This window comes from Kitasatospora sp. NPDC089913 (genome assembly GCF_044748625.1).
Classification (GTDB): Bacteria; Actinomycetota; Actinomycetes; order Streptomycetales; family Streptomycetaceae; genus Kitasatospora.
In genome coordinates this window covers 164453-182171 of record NZ_JBIVGI010000002.1, presented here as the reverse complement: position 1 = coordinate 182171, position 17719 = coordinate 164453, and the positions used below count along the sequence as shown (strand labels likewise).

Annotated in this window: 13 protein-coding genes and 1 pseudogene; 4 read left to right on the top strand and 10 right to left on the bottom strand. The window is 75.4% G+C overall.

The window, feature by feature from the left end:
* Positions 1 to 21 precede the first annotated feature (21 nt).
* Together ACIPYS_RS05010 and ACIPYS_RS05005 are read left to right on the top strand one after the other, a co-directional pair.
* Positions 22 to 1230 (top strand): MFS transporter, encoded by a 1209-nt coding sequence (locus ACIPYS_RS05010; protein WP_400743227.1) that lies wholly within the window; start codon positions 22 to 24, stop codon positions 1228 to 1230.
* A gap of 192 nt (positions 1231 to 1422) precedes the next feature.
* Entirely contained in the window at positions 1423 to 2322 is a 900-nt protein-coding gene (locus ACIPYS_RS05005; protein WP_400743966.1) for a Gfo/Idh/MocA family protein, read from the top strand.
* 415 nt (positions 2323 to 2737) lie between these two features.
* Here ACIPYS_RS05005 and ACIPYS_RS05000 read toward each other — a convergent pair whose 3' ends face one another.
* The 8 genes and pseudogenes from ACIPYS_RS05000 to ACIPYS_RS04965 all read right to left on the bottom strand — a co-directional run bounded on the left by ACIPYS_RS05000 (position 2738) and on the right by ACIPYS_RS04965 (position 11615).
* On the bottom strand, positions 2738 to 3685 hold the full coding sequence (locus ACIPYS_RS05000; RefSeq protein ID WP_400743224.1) for an NAD-dependent epimerase/dehydratase family protein: 948 nt from the start codon (positions 3683 to 3685) through the stop codon (positions 2738 to 2740).
* 118 nt (positions 3686 to 3803) lie between these two features.
* On the bottom strand, positions 3804 to 4256 hold the full coding sequence (locus ACIPYS_RS04995) for a hypothetical protein (protein WP_400743221.1): 453 nt from the start codon (positions 4254 to 4256) through the stop codon (positions 3804 to 3806).
* A 310-nt stretch (positions 4257 to 4566) separates the two neighbouring features.
* The gene (locus ACIPYS_RS04990) at positions 4567 to 5934 is read right to left on the bottom strand and encodes a M14 family metallopeptidase (protein ID WP_400743218.1); all 1368 of its coding nucleotides are present in this window, start codon (positions 5932 to 5934) and stop codon (positions 4567 to 4569) included.
* Between the two features lie 136 nt (positions 5935 to 6070).
* Positions 6071 to 6319, bottom strand: a pseudogene (locus tag ACIPYS_RS04985) (hypothetical protein); the annotation flags it as partial.
* Between the two features lie 35 nt (positions 6320 to 6354).
* Positions 6355 to 7140 (bottom strand): hypothetical protein, encoded by a 786-nt coding sequence (locus ACIPYS_RS04980; protein WP_400743215.1) that lies wholly within the window; start codon positions 7138 to 7140, stop codon positions 6355 to 6357.
* Positions 7137 to 8624: a hypothetical protein gene (locus ACIPYS_RS04975; protein ID WP_400743212.1), complete on the bottom strand. Its 1488-nt coding sequence runs from the start codon at positions 8622 to 8624 to the stop codon at positions 7137 to 7139. Before ACIPYS_RS04975 ends, ACIPYS_RS04980 begins: the two co-directional genes overlap by 4 nt.
* A gap of 220 nt (positions 8625 to 8844) precedes the next feature.
* Positions 8845 to 10023 carry an ARPP-2 domain-containing protein gene (locus ACIPYS_RS04970; protein ID WP_400743209.1) on the bottom strand — a complete coding sequence of 393 codons (1179 nt, stop codon included), beginning with the start codon at positions 10021 to 10023 and terminating at the stop codon, positions 8845 to 8847.
* Positions 10020 to 11615, bottom strand: coding sequence for a hypothetical protein (locus tag ACIPYS_RS04965; RefSeq protein WP_400743206.1), 1596 nt, complete (start codon positions 11613 to 11615; stop codon positions 10020 to 10022). Before ACIPYS_RS04965 ends, ACIPYS_RS04970 begins: the two co-directional genes overlap by 4 nt.
* 500 nt (positions 11616 to 12115) lie before the next feature.
* On the opposite strand from ACIPYS_RS04965, the gene ACIPYS_RS04960 reads away from it, so the two are divergent.
* Positions 12116 to 14329 carry a M4 family metallopeptidase gene (locus ACIPYS_RS04960; protein WP_400743964.1) on the top strand — a complete coding sequence of 738 codons (2214 nt, stop codon included), beginning with the start codon at positions 12116 to 12118 and terminating at the stop codon, positions 14327 to 14329.
* Between the two features lie 366 nt (positions 14330 to 14695).
* On the opposite strand, the gene ddaH is transcribed toward ACIPYS_RS04960, so the two are convergent.
* Positions 14696 to 15514 (bottom strand): dimethylargininase, encoded by an 819-nt coding sequence (gene ddaH, locus ACIPYS_RS04955; protein WP_400743203.1) that lies wholly within the window; start codon positions 15512 to 15514, stop codon positions 14696 to 14698.
* A gap of 311 nt (positions 15515 to 15825) precedes the next feature.
* On the opposite strand from ddaH, the gene ACIPYS_RS04950 reads away from it, so the two are divergent.
* Positions 15826 to 16674 (top strand): methyltransferase domain-containing protein, encoded by an 849-nt coding sequence (locus ACIPYS_RS04950; protein WP_400743200.1) that lies wholly within the window; start codon positions 15826 to 15828, stop codon positions 16672 to 16674.
* Positions 16675 to 16717: 43 nt separating this feature from the next.
* On the opposite strand, the gene ACIPYS_RS04945 is transcribed toward ACIPYS_RS04950, so the two are convergent.
* Positions 16718 to 17719, bottom strand: coding sequence for an aldo/keto reductase (locus ACIPYS_RS04945; protein ID WP_400743197.1), 1002 nt, complete (start codon positions 17717 to 17719; stop codon positions 16718 to 16720).

Genomic DNA, 17719 nt, shown 5'->3' with positions numbered 1-17719 from the left:
CCCGGCGCCTACCGTGGGCGGATGACCGACCGCCGGACCCGCCGCCCGCCCGCCGCCGGTCACCCCGGCTACCTCGGCGCCGCCGCCGCCTTCGCCGTCTGCATGGCGGGCACCACCCTGCCCACCCCGCTGTACGGGCTGTACCAGGACGAGATCGGCTTCTCCGAACTGATGGTGACGGTGGTGTTCGCCGTCTACGCGTTCGGGGTGATCGGCGTGCTGCTGCTCGTCGGCAACGTCTCCGACAGCGTCGGCCGCCGCCCCGTCCTGCTCTGCGGACTCGCGCTCGCCGCCGGCAGCGCCGTCGCCTTCCTCGCCGAGGGCGGCCTGCCGCTGCTCTGCCTGGGACGCCTGCTGTCCGGTCTGTCGGCGGGCCTGTTCACCGGCACCGCCACCGCCTACGTGCTGGAACTGGCCCCGCCCGACCGCCGGGCCCGGGCCGGCTTCGTCGCGACCGCCGCCAACATGGGCGGCCTCGGCTGCGGTCCGCTGCTGTCCGGCCTGCTCGCCGAGTACGCGCCGGAGCCGCTCGTCCTGCCGTTCGTCGTGCACCTGGTGCTGCTGGCCGCCTCGTTCGCGGTCACCTGGTTCCTGCCGGAGACCGTCGACGGCGCCCGTCCGCTGCGGACCGCCCGGCCGCGGCGCCCGTCGCTGCCGCCGGAGGTCCGCGGGGTGTTCGTGCCGGCGGCGATCGCGGCCTTCGCGGGCTTCTCCCTGCTGGGGGTCTTCACCTCGGTCACCCCGGCCTTCCTGGGGCAGAGTCTGGGCATCGACAACCACGCGGTGGTCGGCCTGATCGTCTTCGCGGCCTTCCTCGCCTCCACGCTCGGACAACTGCTGGTGCCCCGGCTGGGCTCCGCCCGGGCGATCCCGCTCGGCTGCCTGGTGCTCATCGCGGGCCTCGCGCTGCTGGCCGCCTCGCTCGCGTGGACGCTCCTCGCCCCGCTGGTGCTCAGCGCCCTGGTGGGCGGCGCCGGGCAGGGCATGGGCCTGCGCGGGGCGGTCGGCGAGATCGCCGGCGCGGCCCCCGCCGAGCACCGGGGCGGCGCCCTCTCCGCGCTCTTCGTGGTCGCCTACTTCGGGATCTCCGTCCCCGTCATCGGGGTCGGCCTGCTCGCCGAACCGCTGGGCCTCGCCGACGCGGGCCTGGTCTTCGCCGCCTGCATGGCCGTCCTCGCCGCCGCCTCCGGTGCCTACCTGCTGCGCCGCGCCCGCGTCCACCCGGTCTGACCCGGCGTCCCGTCAGGTCCGCCACCGCGGGCGCCCGCGCTGCGTCCGCACCGGTCCGGCGCCCGGCCGCGTCGTCGCAGCCCGGTGCCTGGTTCGTCCCGCTCGAGGGCCGGTGCATAGGGTGGGGGCGGAAGCTGCCCCCGCGCACCCGTGGAGATCCGGATGAGTTCGAACGCCGCGCCCGACGCCCTGCTGCCGGTCGGGGTGATCGGCCTCGGGGACATCGCCCAGAAGGCGTACCTGCCGGTCCTGACGGCGCTGCCCGGTCTGGACCTGCGGCTGATGACCCGGGACGGCGCCAAGCTGGACCGGATCGGCGACACCCACCGGATCCCGGCCGAGCGGCGCTTCACCGACCTCGGGCAGCTCATCGGCAGCGGGATCCGGGCCGCCTTCGTGCACGCCGCGACCGACCAGCACGTCCCGATCGTGGAGCAGCTGCTGACGGCGGGCGTCGACGTGTACGTGGACAAGCCGCTCGACTACACCCTCGACGGCTCCCGCCGCCTGGTCGACCTGGCGGACCGCACCGGCCGCTCCCTGATGGTCGGCTTCAACCGGCGGTTCGCGCCGGCCAACGTCCAGGCGAAGGAACGCCCGCGCGACCTCGTCCTGCTGCGGAAGAACCGCGAGGGCCTGCCCGAGGCGGCGCGCCCGCTGGTCTTCGACGACTTCATCCACGTCGTCGACACGCTGCGCTTCCTGGTCCCCGGCGACATCGAGCACGTCGACGTCCGCGCCCGGGTCCGCGAGGGCCTGGTCGAGCACGTGGTCCTCACCCTGGCGGGCGAGGGCTTCACCGCCCTCGGCATCATGAACCGCATGTCCGGCTCCACCGAGGAGATCCTCGAGGTCTCCGGCGGGGACTCCAAGCGCGAGGTCCACAACCTCGCCGACGTCGTCGACCACCGCGGCCAGCCCACCGTCCGCCGCCGCGGCGACTGGGTCCCGGTCGCCCGCCAGCGCGGCATCGAACAGGCCGTCCTCACCTTCCTCGACGCCGTCCGCACCGGCAAGACCCTCGACGCCCACGACGCCCTGCGCACCCACGAGCTCTGCGAACTGATCGTCGAACGCATCGAAGCCCTCTGACACCGACCTCCCCGGCCGCAGGGCCGTCTGCCGCACGCCGCTCGGCCGCACGAAGCACGGCCGCACGGCCGCACGCCGTTCGACGTCGCAGCCGTACGGGCGAGGGATTCGAGGACCGGGCCCGCGCGTCGTCCCGCAGGCCCGGTCCGGCCGGCCCTCCCGTTCCGCCGCCTCCGGCGCACCGCCCCTGCGCCCGACCCGGTGCCGTCCACGCCGGGGGGCTGAATCGGCCGCCGATGCCTGCCGCCCTCCCGGGCCCGCTCCTCGGGCCCGCTTCTCGGGCGCGGCCACGCCGTCGGCCCGGGACCACGAACCCGGCACCATGGCTCCGGTCCGCCCGCGGGACGGTCCCCGGCCGGCCGGCCGGGCGACGGTTTCCGACGGCGCGGGGCACCGGGCCTCGGCCTCGCGCGGTCTACCTGCCCGGTCGGGCCGCCGGACGGTCGCGCCACCAGGTGAGGGTGGCGCGGAGCTGGGTGTCCAGGGGGGTGGGGCGGGTGCTGAAGGCGGCTTCCCAGGCGGCGGCGTCGACGACGAAGGGGTGGTCGAACTGGTAGCGGGTCTCGCGGAGTTCGCGCAGGAGTGGGGTGACGAGGGCGGCCAGGGCGAACACGGTGGGGTGCAGGCGGCGGACGGGGACGGGGGCGACGCCGGCCTCGGCGGCGAGGAGGTCGACCATCCGGCGGACCGGGACGGCGGGGGCGGTCGGGGCGTGCCAGGCGCGGCCCCAGGCGCGTTCGTCGGTGGCGGCCTCGGCCAGGGTGCGGGCCACGTCGGGGAGGTAGGTCCAGCTGTGCGGGGCGTCGGGGTCGCCGAGGACGCTGACCGGCTTGCCGGCCAGCAGGCGGGGGACGACGCGGCCGGCCAGGTGGCCGCCGTCGGTCACGCCGGGGCCGAAGAAGTCGGAGGCGCGGACCTCGACGGCGCGGATGCGGCCCGCCTCGTGGAGGGCGCGGGCCTGCTCCCAGAGCGAGGCCCGGAGGCGCCCCTTGGGGCCGGGGGCGGCGAGCGGGAGGTCCTCGGTGAGGGGGCCGTCCACCGGGCCGTAGCCGTAGAGGTTGCCGAGCATGACGAGCACGGCGCCGGTCGCCTCGGCGGTGGCGAGGAGGGAGGTGTGCAGGGGAGGCCAGTCGGCGGTCCAGCGGGGGAGCGGAGGTGCGGCGCAGCTGTGGATCGCGGCGGCTCCCCGTGCGGCCTCGGTCAGTCGCGCGGTGTCGGTGGCGTCCAGGGCGAGGTGTTCGATCCCGGGCTCGGTCGGCCGCCCGGACCGGGTGACCACCCGTACCGTGTGGCCCTGCTCGGCCAGCAGTCGCGCCGTGGCCGCTCCGGCCGGTCCGTGTCCGACGATCACATGAAGACTCACCGTCACACCATAGAGGGGCCGGACCAGCGGGAACGCGGTCGGGGTGGGCGCGGTCGGGGTGGGCGCGCGGCCCGGCCCCGGTACGGGCCGGGCCGCGCGGGTGGGACCGGACGGGGCGTCAGCAGGGCACGAAGGCCGAGACCGTCGCGGTCGAGGGCGGCCAACCGCCGTTGTTGACGCTGAAGCTGGAGGTCACCGTGTTGCCGCAGGGCACGGTGAGCAGCAGGTCGCCGACGGTGGCGCCGCCGGGCGGGACCAGTGCGGTCAGGTTGAGGGGCGGCTGCGGCGGGAGCGCGGGGGTGGAGCCGGTGATGGTGAAACCGACGTTCTGGGCGACCCAGGCCGGGTCGGTGGTGGCGACCTGGCCGTAGAGGCGGACGTTGGTGCCGCTGACCTCGATACAGGCACGGGTGCGCAGGAAGCCGGGGGCGCCCGGGGTGCCGCAGGTGACGGTGCCGGTGGGCCCGGCCGGGCCCACCGGACCGGTGGCGGTGGCGGTGGGGGCCAGGCCGACGGTCAGCGCGGCGAGGCCGGCGGCGCCCGCCAGGGCGGCGGTGGTGAGGCGGTTCATGGAGCGGTTCCCTCCCTCGTGCGGCGCGCCGGTGAAGTCCGGTGCGCACACTGTGACATGTCACATTCCTTGGGGGGATCTTTGCATTCCGAATGACGGCCCGTCAGTACCCGGGCGGGTGCGGGCCGGTTCTGACCGGTGGACGCGGCGGTTTGGCCGGAACGAAGTGACATGCACCGCTTCGTGGGCGACGGAACGGGGGCGGGAGAGTGGGCGGGAGGGGAGGCGGGGGGCAATGCGGAAGGCCCGGTCGATGCTCCCCGGGGAGCACCGACCGGGCCTGTGGTCGTCAACCGGTCCTACCGGTGGTTCAGTTGGCGATCCCGCAGTACTGCTGCTGCTTGCCGATGGCCCGGTAGACGCAGTCGGCGGTCTCCAGCAGTCGCAGCACCGCCTCCCGGTTGCGGCTGGTCTCGCGCCCGATCACCTCGTCCGGCGGGTAGAAGCCGCTGCTGCCGTTCGGCCCGGGGTACATCTCGAAGGTGTAGGCGAACACCCGCTGGGCGCCCCACAGCCAGTCGTCGATCGAGCCGTCGGTGATGTAGAGGTCGCTCGACTGCTCCGGCGTGTAGCCGTTGGTGGAGGCCATCGAGCGGCCGAGGGTGGCGAAGGTGTTGTACTCGTCGGCGGTCATGCCGGTGGTGGTGTTGGCGGTGGTCCAGCCGAACGGCCAGAGCACCAGCTCGCTGTAGGTGTGGAAGTCGATCGCCGCGGTGATCTGCTGCTTGCCGCCGACCACCCGGGTGCGGACGAAGTCGGCGACCACCTTGGTCTCCTTGGCGGACTCCGCCGCGCTGCCCCGGTAGGTCTCGCTGGAGGTGGAGCCGGAGGAGCCGCCGCAGCAGCCCCACTTGTAGTTCCAGTTGCGGTTGAGGTCGGTGCCGACGCTGCTGCTGCCGGTGTTCGGCTGCCGGTCCTTGCGCCAGCTGCGGTAGCGGCCGGTGGCGATGTCGTACTCGCCGCCGTCCGGGTTGAGGTCCGGGACCACCCAGATCTCCCGGTTGTTCACGACGTTGGCGATCCTGCTGTCCGTGGCGTACTTGTCGCCGAGTTCGTGCAGCAGGTAGAGCGACATCTCGACGGTGAGGTGCTCGCGGGCGTGCTGGTGGGCGGTGAAGAGCACCTCGGGTTCGTTCTCGTCGGTGCCGACGTTGTCGCTGATCTTGACGGCGACGATCGGCCGGCCCTCGTACGAGGTGCCGATGACCCGCTTGCTCATGATGTCGGGGTGCGCGGCCACGACGGCGTCGATGTCGGCGGCGGCCTCCGCGTAGTTGTGGTACCCGGAGTCGGCGGACGGGAAGTCGTACAGCGCGGCGCCGGACTCGGCCTGCCCGCCGGGCCCGTCGCCGTAGCGGGGGCCCGGCAGCGGGACGGGGGACCAGCCGAGCGCCCGCAGCCGGGCGGCCTCGGCGGCGGTGGCCGTGACCGTCACCGAGTCGGCCCGGACGGCGTCGACCGAGGCCCCGGTGGCGGCGACGGCGGTGCGTTCGGCGACGGTGCGCGGGCCGTCCAGGCGGTACTGCCGGACGCTGTCGGCGTCGCCGGCCGAGGCGACGGAGTCCGGCTGGACGGCGGCGGCCGGGGTGACGGCCTGGATGCTGAGCGGGGTGGCGAGGGCGAGCGCCAGCAGGACGGCGGTGGCCGTGGCGGGCTTCCCTCGGCGGGGCAGTCGCATGACTGTCCTCCTGTGGGGGGTCCGTAGGGACGGAACGTTGGAGGAGATGCGGCGCCGCGAGCTTGATGGTGCGTCAATGTCATGCTTTCGTCAAGGAGTTGGGGAAGCGAGGGTGCGGGCGGGGGCTCGCGGGCGGTCAGGAGCGGGAGCCCGCCGCCGACCCGATGGTCACCACCCGCGCCCAGTCGGGGGGTTCCGTCCGCCGGTACTCGGTGCTGTCCTCGCTCCACCGGCCGGGCCGGCCGAACAGGCCCACCACCGTCCGGCAGAACGGCTTCGCGGACGGCTACGGTGTCTGACCGTCCGTCAGAACGACCACGACGTTCGGCCGGGGCCAGGTCCGCAGGGCGGTGGCGAACCCCTGCCGGAGGTCCGTCCCGCCGCCGACCTGCCGCCCCGTCGCCCCGCCCGCACGGTCCGTCAGGTGCCCCGGTGGCCGGTGCGGGGAAGGCGTTCCGTCTCCGCCCGGGCCCGGGCCGCGGCGCCTTCGTCGGCCTGCGGGAGGCGTTCGGTCTCCGCCCGGGCCCGGGCTTCCGTTCCTGCCCCGACCCGGGTTTCCGCTCCTGCCGCGGCCGGGGTTTCCGTTCCCGCAGAGGCTCCCGGCGGGGCCGTTTCGTCCGCGAGCAGCGGGATCCCGTTCCGCAGGGTCACCGCGCCCGGGAGGTCGTACCTGCGGCTGCGCTGGACGATCTTCTCCCGGTTCACGGTGAGCGTCCCGGTGACGGTGCAGCTGCCGGCGCGCAGCGCCACCAGACGGTCGTGCCGGACCACCGCGACGATGCCCGCCAGCTCGATGACGAGCGTCAGCTCCATCCGGACCGAGCCGACCGGAGTGCCGTCGACGAGCAGATCGACACGCGGGCTGTTGGTCGAGGTGATGCGGTGGTCGACGAGTGCCACCACCTCCTCCGACGCGGGATCGGCCCGGGGGCGCCGGGCGGCCGCGGTCAGGGCGGTGTACCGGGACCAGCCGGCGGCGGCGAAACCGAACAGGTCGCGCCCGAGCTGGCGGTCCAGCGCGGTGGCCACCTCGCGCTCGACGGCCTGCCCGGCCGCACCGGTCAGCCGGGGGATTCCGTGCAGCAGGGCACCGACGGTGTCCCGCGCGTGCAGGGACGCGGTGAGCGGTTCGACGGCGCTGCCGGGCGCGGCCCCGAACAGCAGCTCGCGGGCGGTGGCCGGATCGGTCAGGGCGGGGGTGCTCATTGCTCCTCCGTTTCCTCGCGGGCGACGGCGGGCGGGCCCCCGGCGGGCGGCCGCTCGACGTGCGTCCGGTCGCCCGCCGCCCCCTCACCCGCTGCCTCTTGGCTCGGTGTCCCCCTGCCCGGCGTCTCCTCGACGCGGTGCGTGCCCGGGTCCGGGCGCGGCTCCAGCCGGACGGTCAGGCCGGGACCGGCCGGGTCGGCGGCCTCCTCGACCCGCGGTCGCGGCGGCTCACCGGCCACCGGGGCGACGGAGACGTGCGCGGACGCCCAGCTCGGCCCCCGGCGGCGGCCGAGCACGTAGGTGCCCGCGAGGGCGGTGAGCAGCACGGCGCCGCCCGCCGTCGGGCCGACCACCAGCGCCGTCGGTGACGCGTCGCCGGACCCGCCGCCGGACCCGCTCCCCGACCCGCCGCCGGTCTCCGCGGACAGGACCTCGAAGTCCGTCCGACCGTCCGCCTCCGGGTGGGCCGGGCAGACCGCCCGCAGGTGGTAGCGGCCGGGCCTGGCGTCGTCCGCGATCCGGGTGGTCACGGTGAACCCGCCGCCGGAGCCGGTGCCGACGTGCTCCCACACCACGCCGTTCCAGGTCAGCTCGGCCTCCCCGCCCCGGCAGGCGTAGCCGCTCCCGGTGAGCACCACCGGCTGCCCCGGCAGCGCGGCGCCCGGCTCCACCCGCAGTGCGGCTCCCGCGCCCGCCCTGCCGTTCGACGTGCCGGCGGGGCCGCCGGCCGGCGCCTTGTCGGACGGCCCGGTCAGCGGTCCCGCCGGAGCACCGCTCCCCGGGGCCGCGAGGACGGTGAACGCCGCGCTGGTCGCGTGGTCCGTGGACGGTTCGCAGGCGGCCGCCACCGGGTGGGCGCCCGGCGGCGCGTCCGGGGGAGCGGTGAGCCGCTGCTCGAAGGTCCCGTCGGGCGCCGCGACCCGGCCGAGTTCCCGCTGCTCCCAGCGCAGCACGACGGGCTCACCGGCGGGGCAGGCGAATCCGCTCCCGTGGGCGACGAAGGTCCGGCCGGCGGTGCCGCTCGCCGGGTCGAGGGTGAGGACCCCCGGTGCGGCGGGGTCGACGGTGAACGTCGCGGAGGCCGTCAGGTCGAATGGGCCGCGGAGGCCCTGGGCCTCGGGCGCCCGGAGGTTGGGCCGGGGGAAGACCCGGCAGGAGGCCGTGACCCGGTGCGGAGCAGGGCGGGCGCTCGCGGGCACGGTGAACGACGCGTGGATGCTGCCGTCCGCGCCGATCGGGCCGGTGCCCAGGTCGGTGCCGGTGTCCCACCGTAAGCGCACGGACTTCGTGTCGGGGAGGCAGTCGCCGAAGCCCGCCCCGTCGATCGTCACGCCGGTTCCCGCCGCGCCGTGCCCGGGGTTCAGCCGGAGCGAGGTGTCCGCGCCCGCCGCCGGTGCGAGCAGCACCGACGCCGCCGCGACCACGGACGCCAGCAGCGCCGGGACCACGGCCCGGCCCGCCGGCCGTCCGGTTCCTCTCGGCATCGCCGACCGTCCTTCTGCGAACCTTCTCCCATCATCCCCCGGCCCCGCCCCCGGCACCATGCCCGGGCGGGGTAGTGCCCGGGCGGGGCTGCCGCAGGGGCGGGCGGGCCCGGCGCGCGGAGCCGCCCGACCGGAGCGTCCGACACGGAGATCCGCCCTACCGGCGCCCGGCGCCCGGCGCGCCGCGCCGCCCTACCGGCGCCCGGCGCGCCGCGCCGCCCTACCGGCGCGCGGCGCGGCGGTAGCCGTCCAGGACGTCCTGGCGCAGCAGGCTCCCGAAGCCGGCGGATTCGAGGCGCAGGCCGAGCTGGGGCTCGGTGAGGCCGAGGGCGGTGGCGGCCGTCGGCAGGTGCCAGTCGTGGGCGGCGAGGCGGTCCAGCAGGTGGCCGCGGCGGACCTGGGCCTCTGACAGCCGGAAGGTCTTGAGGTAGGCGAGGCGGCCGTGCTCGTCGGTGATCGCCTCGCCGATGTGGTTCTCCTGCTTGGGGCGGAACTCCGGCAGGAACCGGTCCAGGGTGAATCGGCCCAGGCGGCGCACCGTCCGCGCCCGGTAGTCCGGGTCCAGCAGACCGCCGGCCATCGTGTCGTCGTGGAAGGCCGCCCACTCGCGCTCCTGGCCGTCGACGGCCGTGCGCAGCTGCGCCAGGGAGTTCACCGGACCGGCCGTGCGCAGATCGGCCCGGAAGTCCGGTACGGGGGCGGACAGGAGGGCGTAGTGGTGGATCAGCTCGCCGAACAGGTCGAGCAGCAGGGTCCGGTGCAGCGCGCGGTAGTCGTCGGGGTGCGGGACGACGAAGGCCGCGGCGAGCGCGTCGGCCACGTACACGACCAGGCCGCACTGGCCGGGGTGGATCTCGAAGACCCGCAGGGCGTCGGCGAGGCCGCGGACCCGGTCGCCGGCGTACGCCTCCTCGGCGCGCGGCGAGAGGCCGTGCCGCAGCGCGCGCTCGGAGTACTCCTCCCAGGCGATCGACGGGCCGCCGAAGTGCAGGGCGAGATAGCCCTCCAGAGCGAGGTGCAGCGGCAGGAAGCGCAGCCGGGTGCGGTTCTCGCGCTTGGCGATCCGGCGCGGCGGCCGTACCCGGATCCGCTCGGGCGGGGTGCTGGCGGTGATGGCGGAGGGCGCGTCGAGCCGGGTGCCGTAGGCGGCGGCGGGGGTGCCGTCGCGGGTCCAGTCGGCGACGAAGCCGTGCGGGACGAAGGCGAGGTAGTCGGTGCGACGGCCGACCGGGACGGCGGTGTACTCCGGCTCGTAGAGCTCCTGGTGGAGCCGGAGGTCCTCGATCGGCTCGGCGCGGACCAGCGGCACCAGGCGCACGCCGCCCCACACCTGGGCGGGGCGGGTGTCGAGCCCGGTGAGGTCGAGGCGGAACGCCGGGGCGGCCGGGGTGGTGGTCATCGGGCGGTCTCCTCGGGGGTCTCGTCGGTGGCGTTCTTCACGTCCTTCACGTCGCGGTCCACCTCGTCGCGGTCCACCTCGTCGCGGTCCCCGACCCCGGCCCCGCCCCCGACGCCGTCGGCCGGACGGGCGGCCGACGGGCGCGCTGCCGCGCCGCCCGCCGCCAGGAACCGCTCGGTGCGGGCGGCCAGGTGCGCCGTCAGCTCGGCGAGGTCCGTCCGGCCCTCGGCGAAACGCGCGAACTCGATCAGGGCGGGCAGGTCCTCGGCGTCGCGCAGCCCGGCGGTGGGCACCGTCGGGGCGAGCCGGCGCACGTCGAACCCCTCCGCGTCGTACACCGGGTTGAGGTGCACGATGCTGGTCCGGTGCTCCGGGTCGAGCCGGGTGCGCCACACCCGCAGCACCTCGGCGGCCAGCCCCGGCGGGGCGTTGTCCCAGCCGTCGGAGACGATCACCAGCCGCTCGGGCGCGGTGTCCAGCGCGTCCAGGATGCGGCGCCCGAGCGGGGTCGGCCCGGACGGGCGGGCGAGCAGCGCGTCGCCGTGCCCGGAGGTCCACAGCGCCGTGTACTCGCCGGCCAGCGCCGCGAGCAGGAAGTGACAGGCGAGCGAGGCGGCGAGCGGCCGGCGGCGCTTGACGCCCGAGCCGTACGCGGACCAGCTGTCGTCGAGCACGGCCGTGACCCGGCCCCAGCCGCCCTCCTCCGCCCCGGCCGCGCGCACCGCCCGGCGTGCCGCGCCCCGCAGGGCCTCGGTCAGTTCCGTCCGGCGGGCGCTCCGGTCGGCCGGCGGCAGGCTCAGCACGTACGAGGCGAGCCGGGTGAGCGGCATCCGGGCGAGCGCGCCGGCGTCGCCGGTGACGGCGGTGGCGCCGAGCGTGCGGGCGGACTCCTGGAGGCGCAGCCGCTCCAGTCCGGTCAGCCGCGGCTCGATCCGCCGCAGGAAGGCGGCCCGGGGGATGCCGTGGCGGTCGGCGAAGCCCTCCGCGACGGTGTACGGCAGCTCGTAGAGCGCGCCCTGCTCGTAGTGGGCGCGCCGCCAGGCGTCCAGCAGCGGCGCGGCGTACCGGGGGCGCCGGCGCGGGGCGTACAAGAAGTCGCCGGTCTCCTCCGCGACGGGGCGCAGATGGGTGTGGCGCAGCGCGAGCTTGAGCCCGGCGCGGTACTTGACGGCGTCGAGGGCCTGGTCGGGGCGGGCGGCGAGCCAGTCGCGCAGGATCGCCCGGGTGCGGCGGTTGTTGACCTTGGCGCGGCGCAGCTCGCCGATCAGCCGGTAGACCCGCTGCGGCGGAAGCAGCCGCAGCCGACGGGCGATCAGCCGGCCCTCGGTGCGCCGCTGCTCCTCGGTGGCCTCGCGGGAGCTCTCCAGCAGGCGGCGGACGATCAGGGCGGCGTTGTGGTCGTTGATGTCGAGGGCGAGCGCGGCGGCGTACGGGCCGCGGTAGTTGACGAGCATGTACTCGTGCAGGAACTCGAGCGACAGTCGCTGCTCGTCCGCCCCGCTGTGGAACTCGCGCTGCCCGGTGCCGGTGATCGCCGCGTTGACGAACAGCAGCACGTCCTCGGCGGCGACGAGGTCGCCGTACGTCTCCACAAGGACCGCCCCCCTGGTCTGTCACGCTGCTGACCAGCACCCTCACGGCGCCGGTCGCCCCTCCGGTCCCCGGATGCTATCGGGACGAATCGGATGGGCCAACCCGATTTCCCGGCCCGCACGACCGACCGGGCGCGGCTCCCTCGACGGGTTGGCGGAGGTGCGGGCGCGGGCAGGCCGGTCCGTGCGGGCACGCCTCGGTCGTCGGCGGAGCATTTCGGCCAACTTGTTCCGGCATTGATGACATGCCCTCACCAAGAATGGCACTGTGTACCGTCCGTCGCCGCCGGGGCACTGGCAGTTGCCAGGGTGCCGCGTCGCGCGGCGAGTACCTGGAAGGCCGTTCCAGCCAGTCGAACCACCAGCTCTACCGGGCGCCACCCCTCTCGGCCGCCCGGCTGACTCCGGCCGCCTGAACCCGGCCGTCGCAGAAGGAGTTCCGTGTGACTCGATTCCGCAAGAAGTCCCTCCCCGTCAGCGCGTTGATCGCCGGTGCCGCGATGGTCGTGGCCGCACTGCCCGCCGGTGCCGCCGCCGCGGCGGACACCCCGGCCGGGGCGCCCACCGGGGTGCAGGCCGCGCCGCAGGCGATCGCCGGCGCGCTGCCCGCGAAGCTGTCGGCCGCGCAGCGCGGCGCCCTGCTGGCCGCCGCCGACGCGAACAGGCCGAGCACGGCCGCCGCGCTGAAGCTGGGCCCGAAGGAGGCCCTGGTCGTCCGGGGCGTCACCAGGGACGCGGACGGCACCGTGCACACCCGCTACGAGCGGACCTTCGACGGACTGCCGGTGCTCGGCGGCGACCTCGTCGTGCACGCCGCCCCCGGCGGAGCGATCAGGAGCGTCACCCGGGCCACCGGCGCGGACATCGCCGTCGACACCGGCCCCCGGGAGAGCGCCGAGAGCGCCAAGGGCCTCGCGCTGGCCGGCGCCGCGGACGCCAAGGTCGCGGGGGCGGCGGCCGGCGACGCCCGCAAGGTGGTCTGGGCCGGCTCCGGCACCCCGCGCCTGGCGTGGGAGACGGTCGTGACGGGCACCCAGGAGGACGGCACACCCTCCGAGCTGCACGTCGTCACCGACGCGGACTCCGGCAAGAAGATCTTCGAGTACCAGGGCATCGAGACCGGCCTCGGCACCAGCAAGTACTCCGGCCAGGTCACCATCGGCACCTCGGCGGCCGACGGCGGCGGCTACGCGATGACCGACCCCACCCGGGGCGGCCACAGCACCTACGACCTGAACGGCACCAGCTCCACCAGGACGCTGTTCACCAACCCGACCGACACCTGGGGCGACGGCACCGTCGGCAACCGCCAGACCGCCGCCGTGGACGCCGCCTACGGCGCCCAACTCACCTGGGACTACTACCAGAACGTCCACGGCCGCGAGGGCATCAAGGACGACGGCGTCGGTGCCTACACCCGGGTGCACTACGGCAGCAACTACGTCAACGCGTTCTGGTCCGACACCTGCTTCTGCATGACGTACGGCGACGGCGCGGGCAACGTCAAGCCGCTCACCTCGATCGACGTCGGCGGCCACGAGATGACCCACGGCATCACCTCCGCCACCGCCGGACTGATCTACGGCGGCGAGTCCGGCGGCCTGAACGAGGCGACCTCCGACATCATGGCCGCCGCCATCGAGTTCTGGGCCGGCAACCCCGAGGACCAGGGCGACTACCTGGTCGGCGAGAAGATCGACATCAGGGGTGACGGCACCCCGCTGCGCTACATGGACAAGCCCTCCAAGGACGGCAAGTCGCGGGACGCCTGGTCGGCCGACCTCGGCACCGTCGACGTGCACTACTCCTCCGGCCCGGCCAACCACTGGTTCTACCTGGCCTCCGAGGGCAGCGGCGCCAAGACCGTCAACGGGGTCGCCTACGACTCCCCGACCTCCGACGGCCTGCCGGTGACCGGCATCGGCCGGGAGGCCGCCGCCAGGATCTGGTACCGGGCGCTCACCACCTACATGACCTCGTCCACCGACTACGCCGGCGCCCGCACCGCCACCCTCCGGGCCACCGCCGACCTGTACGGGCAGCTCAGCCCCACCTACATGAACGCCGCCAACGCCTGGGCCGCGATCAACGTCGGCCCGCGCGTCGTCGACGGCCTGCTCCTCGACCCCGTCGCCGACCAGATCACCGAGGTCGGCGCTCCCGCCGCGCTCGAGGTCAAGGCGATCAACTTCAACCCCGGCGCCGTCACCTACCACGCGACCGGGCTCCCCGACGGCTTGCAGCTCCACCCGGTCACCGGCCGCATCACCGGCACCCCGACCGCGGCCGGCACCTCCACGGTGACCGTCACCGCCAAGGCCTCCCACAACCGGCGGCTCTCGACCACCTTCACCTGGAAGGTCTCCCGGGGCATCTTCGCGAACGCCACCGCCGTGCCGATCCCGGACGGCGGCCCGGCGGTCCTCTCCGACATCGTGGTCGACCGGATCCCGGGCGCCGCGCCCGGCGACCTCAAGGTGGGCGTCGACATCAAGCACACCTGGCGCGGTGACCTGGCCGTCGACCTGATCGGCCCGGACGGGACCGTGTACCCGCTGAAGAAGGCCGCCATCGGCGACTCGGCCGACGACGTCGTCGAGACCTACACCGTGGACGCCTCCGCCCAGCAGGCCAACGGCACCTGGCGGCTCCGGGTGCAGGACATGTACCGCAGCGACTCGGGCCGCATCGACAGCTGGCGGATCATCTTCTGACCGGCCTCCCGCCCGGGTGCTCCGGCCGGCCCACGCCGGGAGCCGGACCACCCGGGCGGACGTGCGCCACGGACCCGGGCGGGCGCGGTCGTCGACGAGGACGGCCGGCCGGGGAATGGGGGTACGAGCTGCGAATCATTGCGTTAAAGGCACATTCCGGAAGTCGCACCGGAGTCCCGCGGCCGGCCGGGACGACAGTAGCACCGGGTGGTGCGGGGGCCGCATCCGGTTTTCCGCGGCCGCCCGCGCGCCCTCGACCTGCCGCTCGAGCCCCGCGCCGCCACCCCCTCGCGGGCCGCCCGGCGTTCGGTCCGGTGCGCCGCCCGGCGTTCGGTCCGGTCCCGTCAGGTGTTCGGTCCGGACCCGTCAGGCCGGGGCCCCGCGCAGCTCCAGGGTGCAGCACTTCACACTGCCGCCCGCCTTGAGCAGCTCGGTGACGTCGATCCCGATCGGCTCGAAGCCCCGCTCGCGCAGCCGCGCCGCCAGCCCGACCGCCGCCTCCGGCAGCACCACCCGGCTGCCGTCCGAGACGGCGTTGAGGCCGAAGACGGCCGCGTCCTCGTCGGTGGCGAGCACGGCGTCCGGGTACAGCCCGGCCAGGGTGCGCCGGCTCTCGGGCGAGAAGGCGGCCGGGTAGTACATGACCTCGTCGTGGTCGAGCACCGCGAGCGCCGTGTCCAGGTGGTAGTAGCGCGGGTCGACCAGCTCCAGGGTCACCACGGGGCGGCCGAGGACGCGCTCGGTCTCGGCGTGCGCCCGCCGGTCGGTGCGGAAGCCGGTGCCGGCCAGGAGGCGTTCGCCGACCAGCAGGTAGTCGCCCTCGCCCTCGTTGGTGAACTCGGCCCGGTGCACCGCCCGGTAGCCGCGCGAACGGAACCACTCGACGTACGCCGGGGCCTCCTCCGCGCGCTCCTCGTGCCGGAACCGGGCGACCAGGGCGGTGCCGTCGACCACCGTCGCGCCGTTGGCCGCGAACACCATGTCGGGCAGGCCGGGCAGCGGATCGATCAACTCCACGGTGTGGCCGAGCTCCTGGAACAGCGCGTGGAGCTGCTCCCACTGGGCGACGGCGCGGTCGGCGTCGGTCGGCTTCGCCGGCTCCATCCACGGGTTGATCGAGTAGTCGACCGTGAAGTGCGTCGGACGGCACATCAGGTAGTGGCGCGGGCGGGCGGTACGGGACACGGGTGGTGGTCTTCCTTCCGGCGGGGTGGTGCGGGAGGCGCCGGGCGGGTGCGGGGTGCGCCCCGCCGGTCGCCCCGAGCGTGCCGGGCGCGACGATCGCGGACGTGGCCACGACATGCACGGTGAGCGGACGGCGGCGGTCCGGCCGGGGTCGGCGCACGGCGTCGTCGACGCAGGCCGGGGACGGCCCCGGAGCGGCGGACGGTGCGCGTTCCACGACACGCGGGCAGGAACGTGCCTGCGCGGCGGGGGCGGGGCGGAGCGCTGGACTGGTCCGGCCGTACACGCCGCGTCGACGAGGAGACCGCACGATGGGGACGACCAGCACGGGAGCGGGCACGAGCAGGGAGGCCGGCGAGGCCCGGGCCCCGGGGGTAGGCGCACCGCCGCACGCGGCCACCGGCCCGCTGCGCGTCCTGGACACCTCCGGCGCGGCCTACCGCCGGGCGTTCGAGCTCTTCCTCGCCGGTACGGACGAGAAGCCCCTCACCCACGCCCGGCTGACCGAGGTCGCCACCGGCCTGGACCGCCGCCGGGTCCTGCTGGACGTCGGCGCCGGCGAAGGCCGGACCACCGCCCACCTCGCGCAGTACTTCGAGCGCACGGTGGCGATCGAGCCCAGCGCGGTGATGCGCGAGCGGCTGCGCACCGTCTGCCCGGACGCCCTCGTCCTGCCGGCCCGGATCGACGCCGCCGAACCGCCCGGGCCGGCGGACCTCGTCCACCTCTCCCACGTGCTCTACTACGTGCCGCCGGGGGACTGGCTGCGCACCGTCGGCCGGGTCCTGGACTGGGTGGCGCCCGGCGGGACGCTGCTGGTCGTGCTGCAGAACCCGGAGAGCCCCTGCATGCGGATGGCCGCGCACTTCGCCGGCGTGCGCTACGACCTGCGGCCGCTCGCCGAGCAGTTGGCGGAACAGGGACCGGAGCACACGGTGGCGCTGGAGACGCTCGACCTGCACTACCGGACCGACCGGCTGGCGGAGGCGGTGGACGTCGCGGAATTCATGGTGAACGTCGCCGACCTGGCCGTGCTGGACCGGCTGCCCGACCGGGACGAACTGACCGCCTACGTCGAACGCCACTTCGCCCGGCCGGACGGCGGCTACGCTATCGGTCACACCCAGGACATGCTGACGGTCCGCCGCGCCCCGCGCTGACGTCCCGGGGATGCTGCCGGCCCGGGCCCGGGCTCCGCGGCCGTCAGGCCCAGGGCAGCGCCGAGCGGGTGCCCCAGTACTGCTCGGCGGGTTCGGCGAGCGGCGCCAGAGCGGCCGACGCGGCGGGGTCGAGGGCGAGCCCGACGGCGTCCAGGTTCGAGGCGAGCTGGTCGGTGGTGGCCGCGCCGGAGAGCACCACGTCCGCCCAGGGCTGCGCGGCGACGGCCGCCAGCGCGAGGGCGTCGCAGGAGGCGCCGGTCCGGGCGGCGAGCTCGCGCAGGGCGGCGGTGTCCGGACCGGTGGCGTTGCGGTCGGCGAGCCGGCCGTTGGCCATGCCCTCCTTGACCACGACGAGCAGGCCCGCCGCGTGCGCCTCGGCCAGCGCCGGTCCGGCGGAGGGCTCCAGCAGGTTCCAGGTCGACTGCACGGCGCCGAACAGGGGACGGCCGTCCACCGTCACCCCGAGCGCCGCCCGGACCGCCGCCGCCTGCTCCGGGCCGCTGGTCGACAGGCCCACCCGCACGCCGTCGGCGGCCAGCTCGGCCAGCCGGGCGTGCAGCGCGGGATCGGTGAGCGCGGGGCTGTCCGGCGTGACCGAGTGCACCAGGTAGAGGTCCGGACGGCGGCCCAGCAGAGCGAGGCTCTCCCGCACCTGACGGTCGAAGACGGCCGTCGAGTGCTCCTTGACCTCGTGCACCGGCACACCGGAGGCCCGCCAGTCGGCGGTGTACGTGTAGCCCCACTTGCTGCCGACCGTCACCTCGGCCGCGGCGAGCGGCCGGGCGGCGAGCCAGGCGCCGAGGAACTCCTCCGCGCGGCCGTAGGAACGAGCGGTGTCGAAGTAACGCACACCGGCGGCGAAAGCGGCGTCGAGCAGGGCGTGGGTCCGCTCGCGCAGCGCCTCCACGGTGCGCTCGGCCGGGAGGTCGAGATCGCGGCCGAGCGTGATGTACCCGGGCCGTCCGACGGCGGCGGTGCCCAGCCCGAACCGTGCGATCGACGGTCCGGACGGATCGTGCGCTGCGGCGGCGTGGGCGGTCGGCAT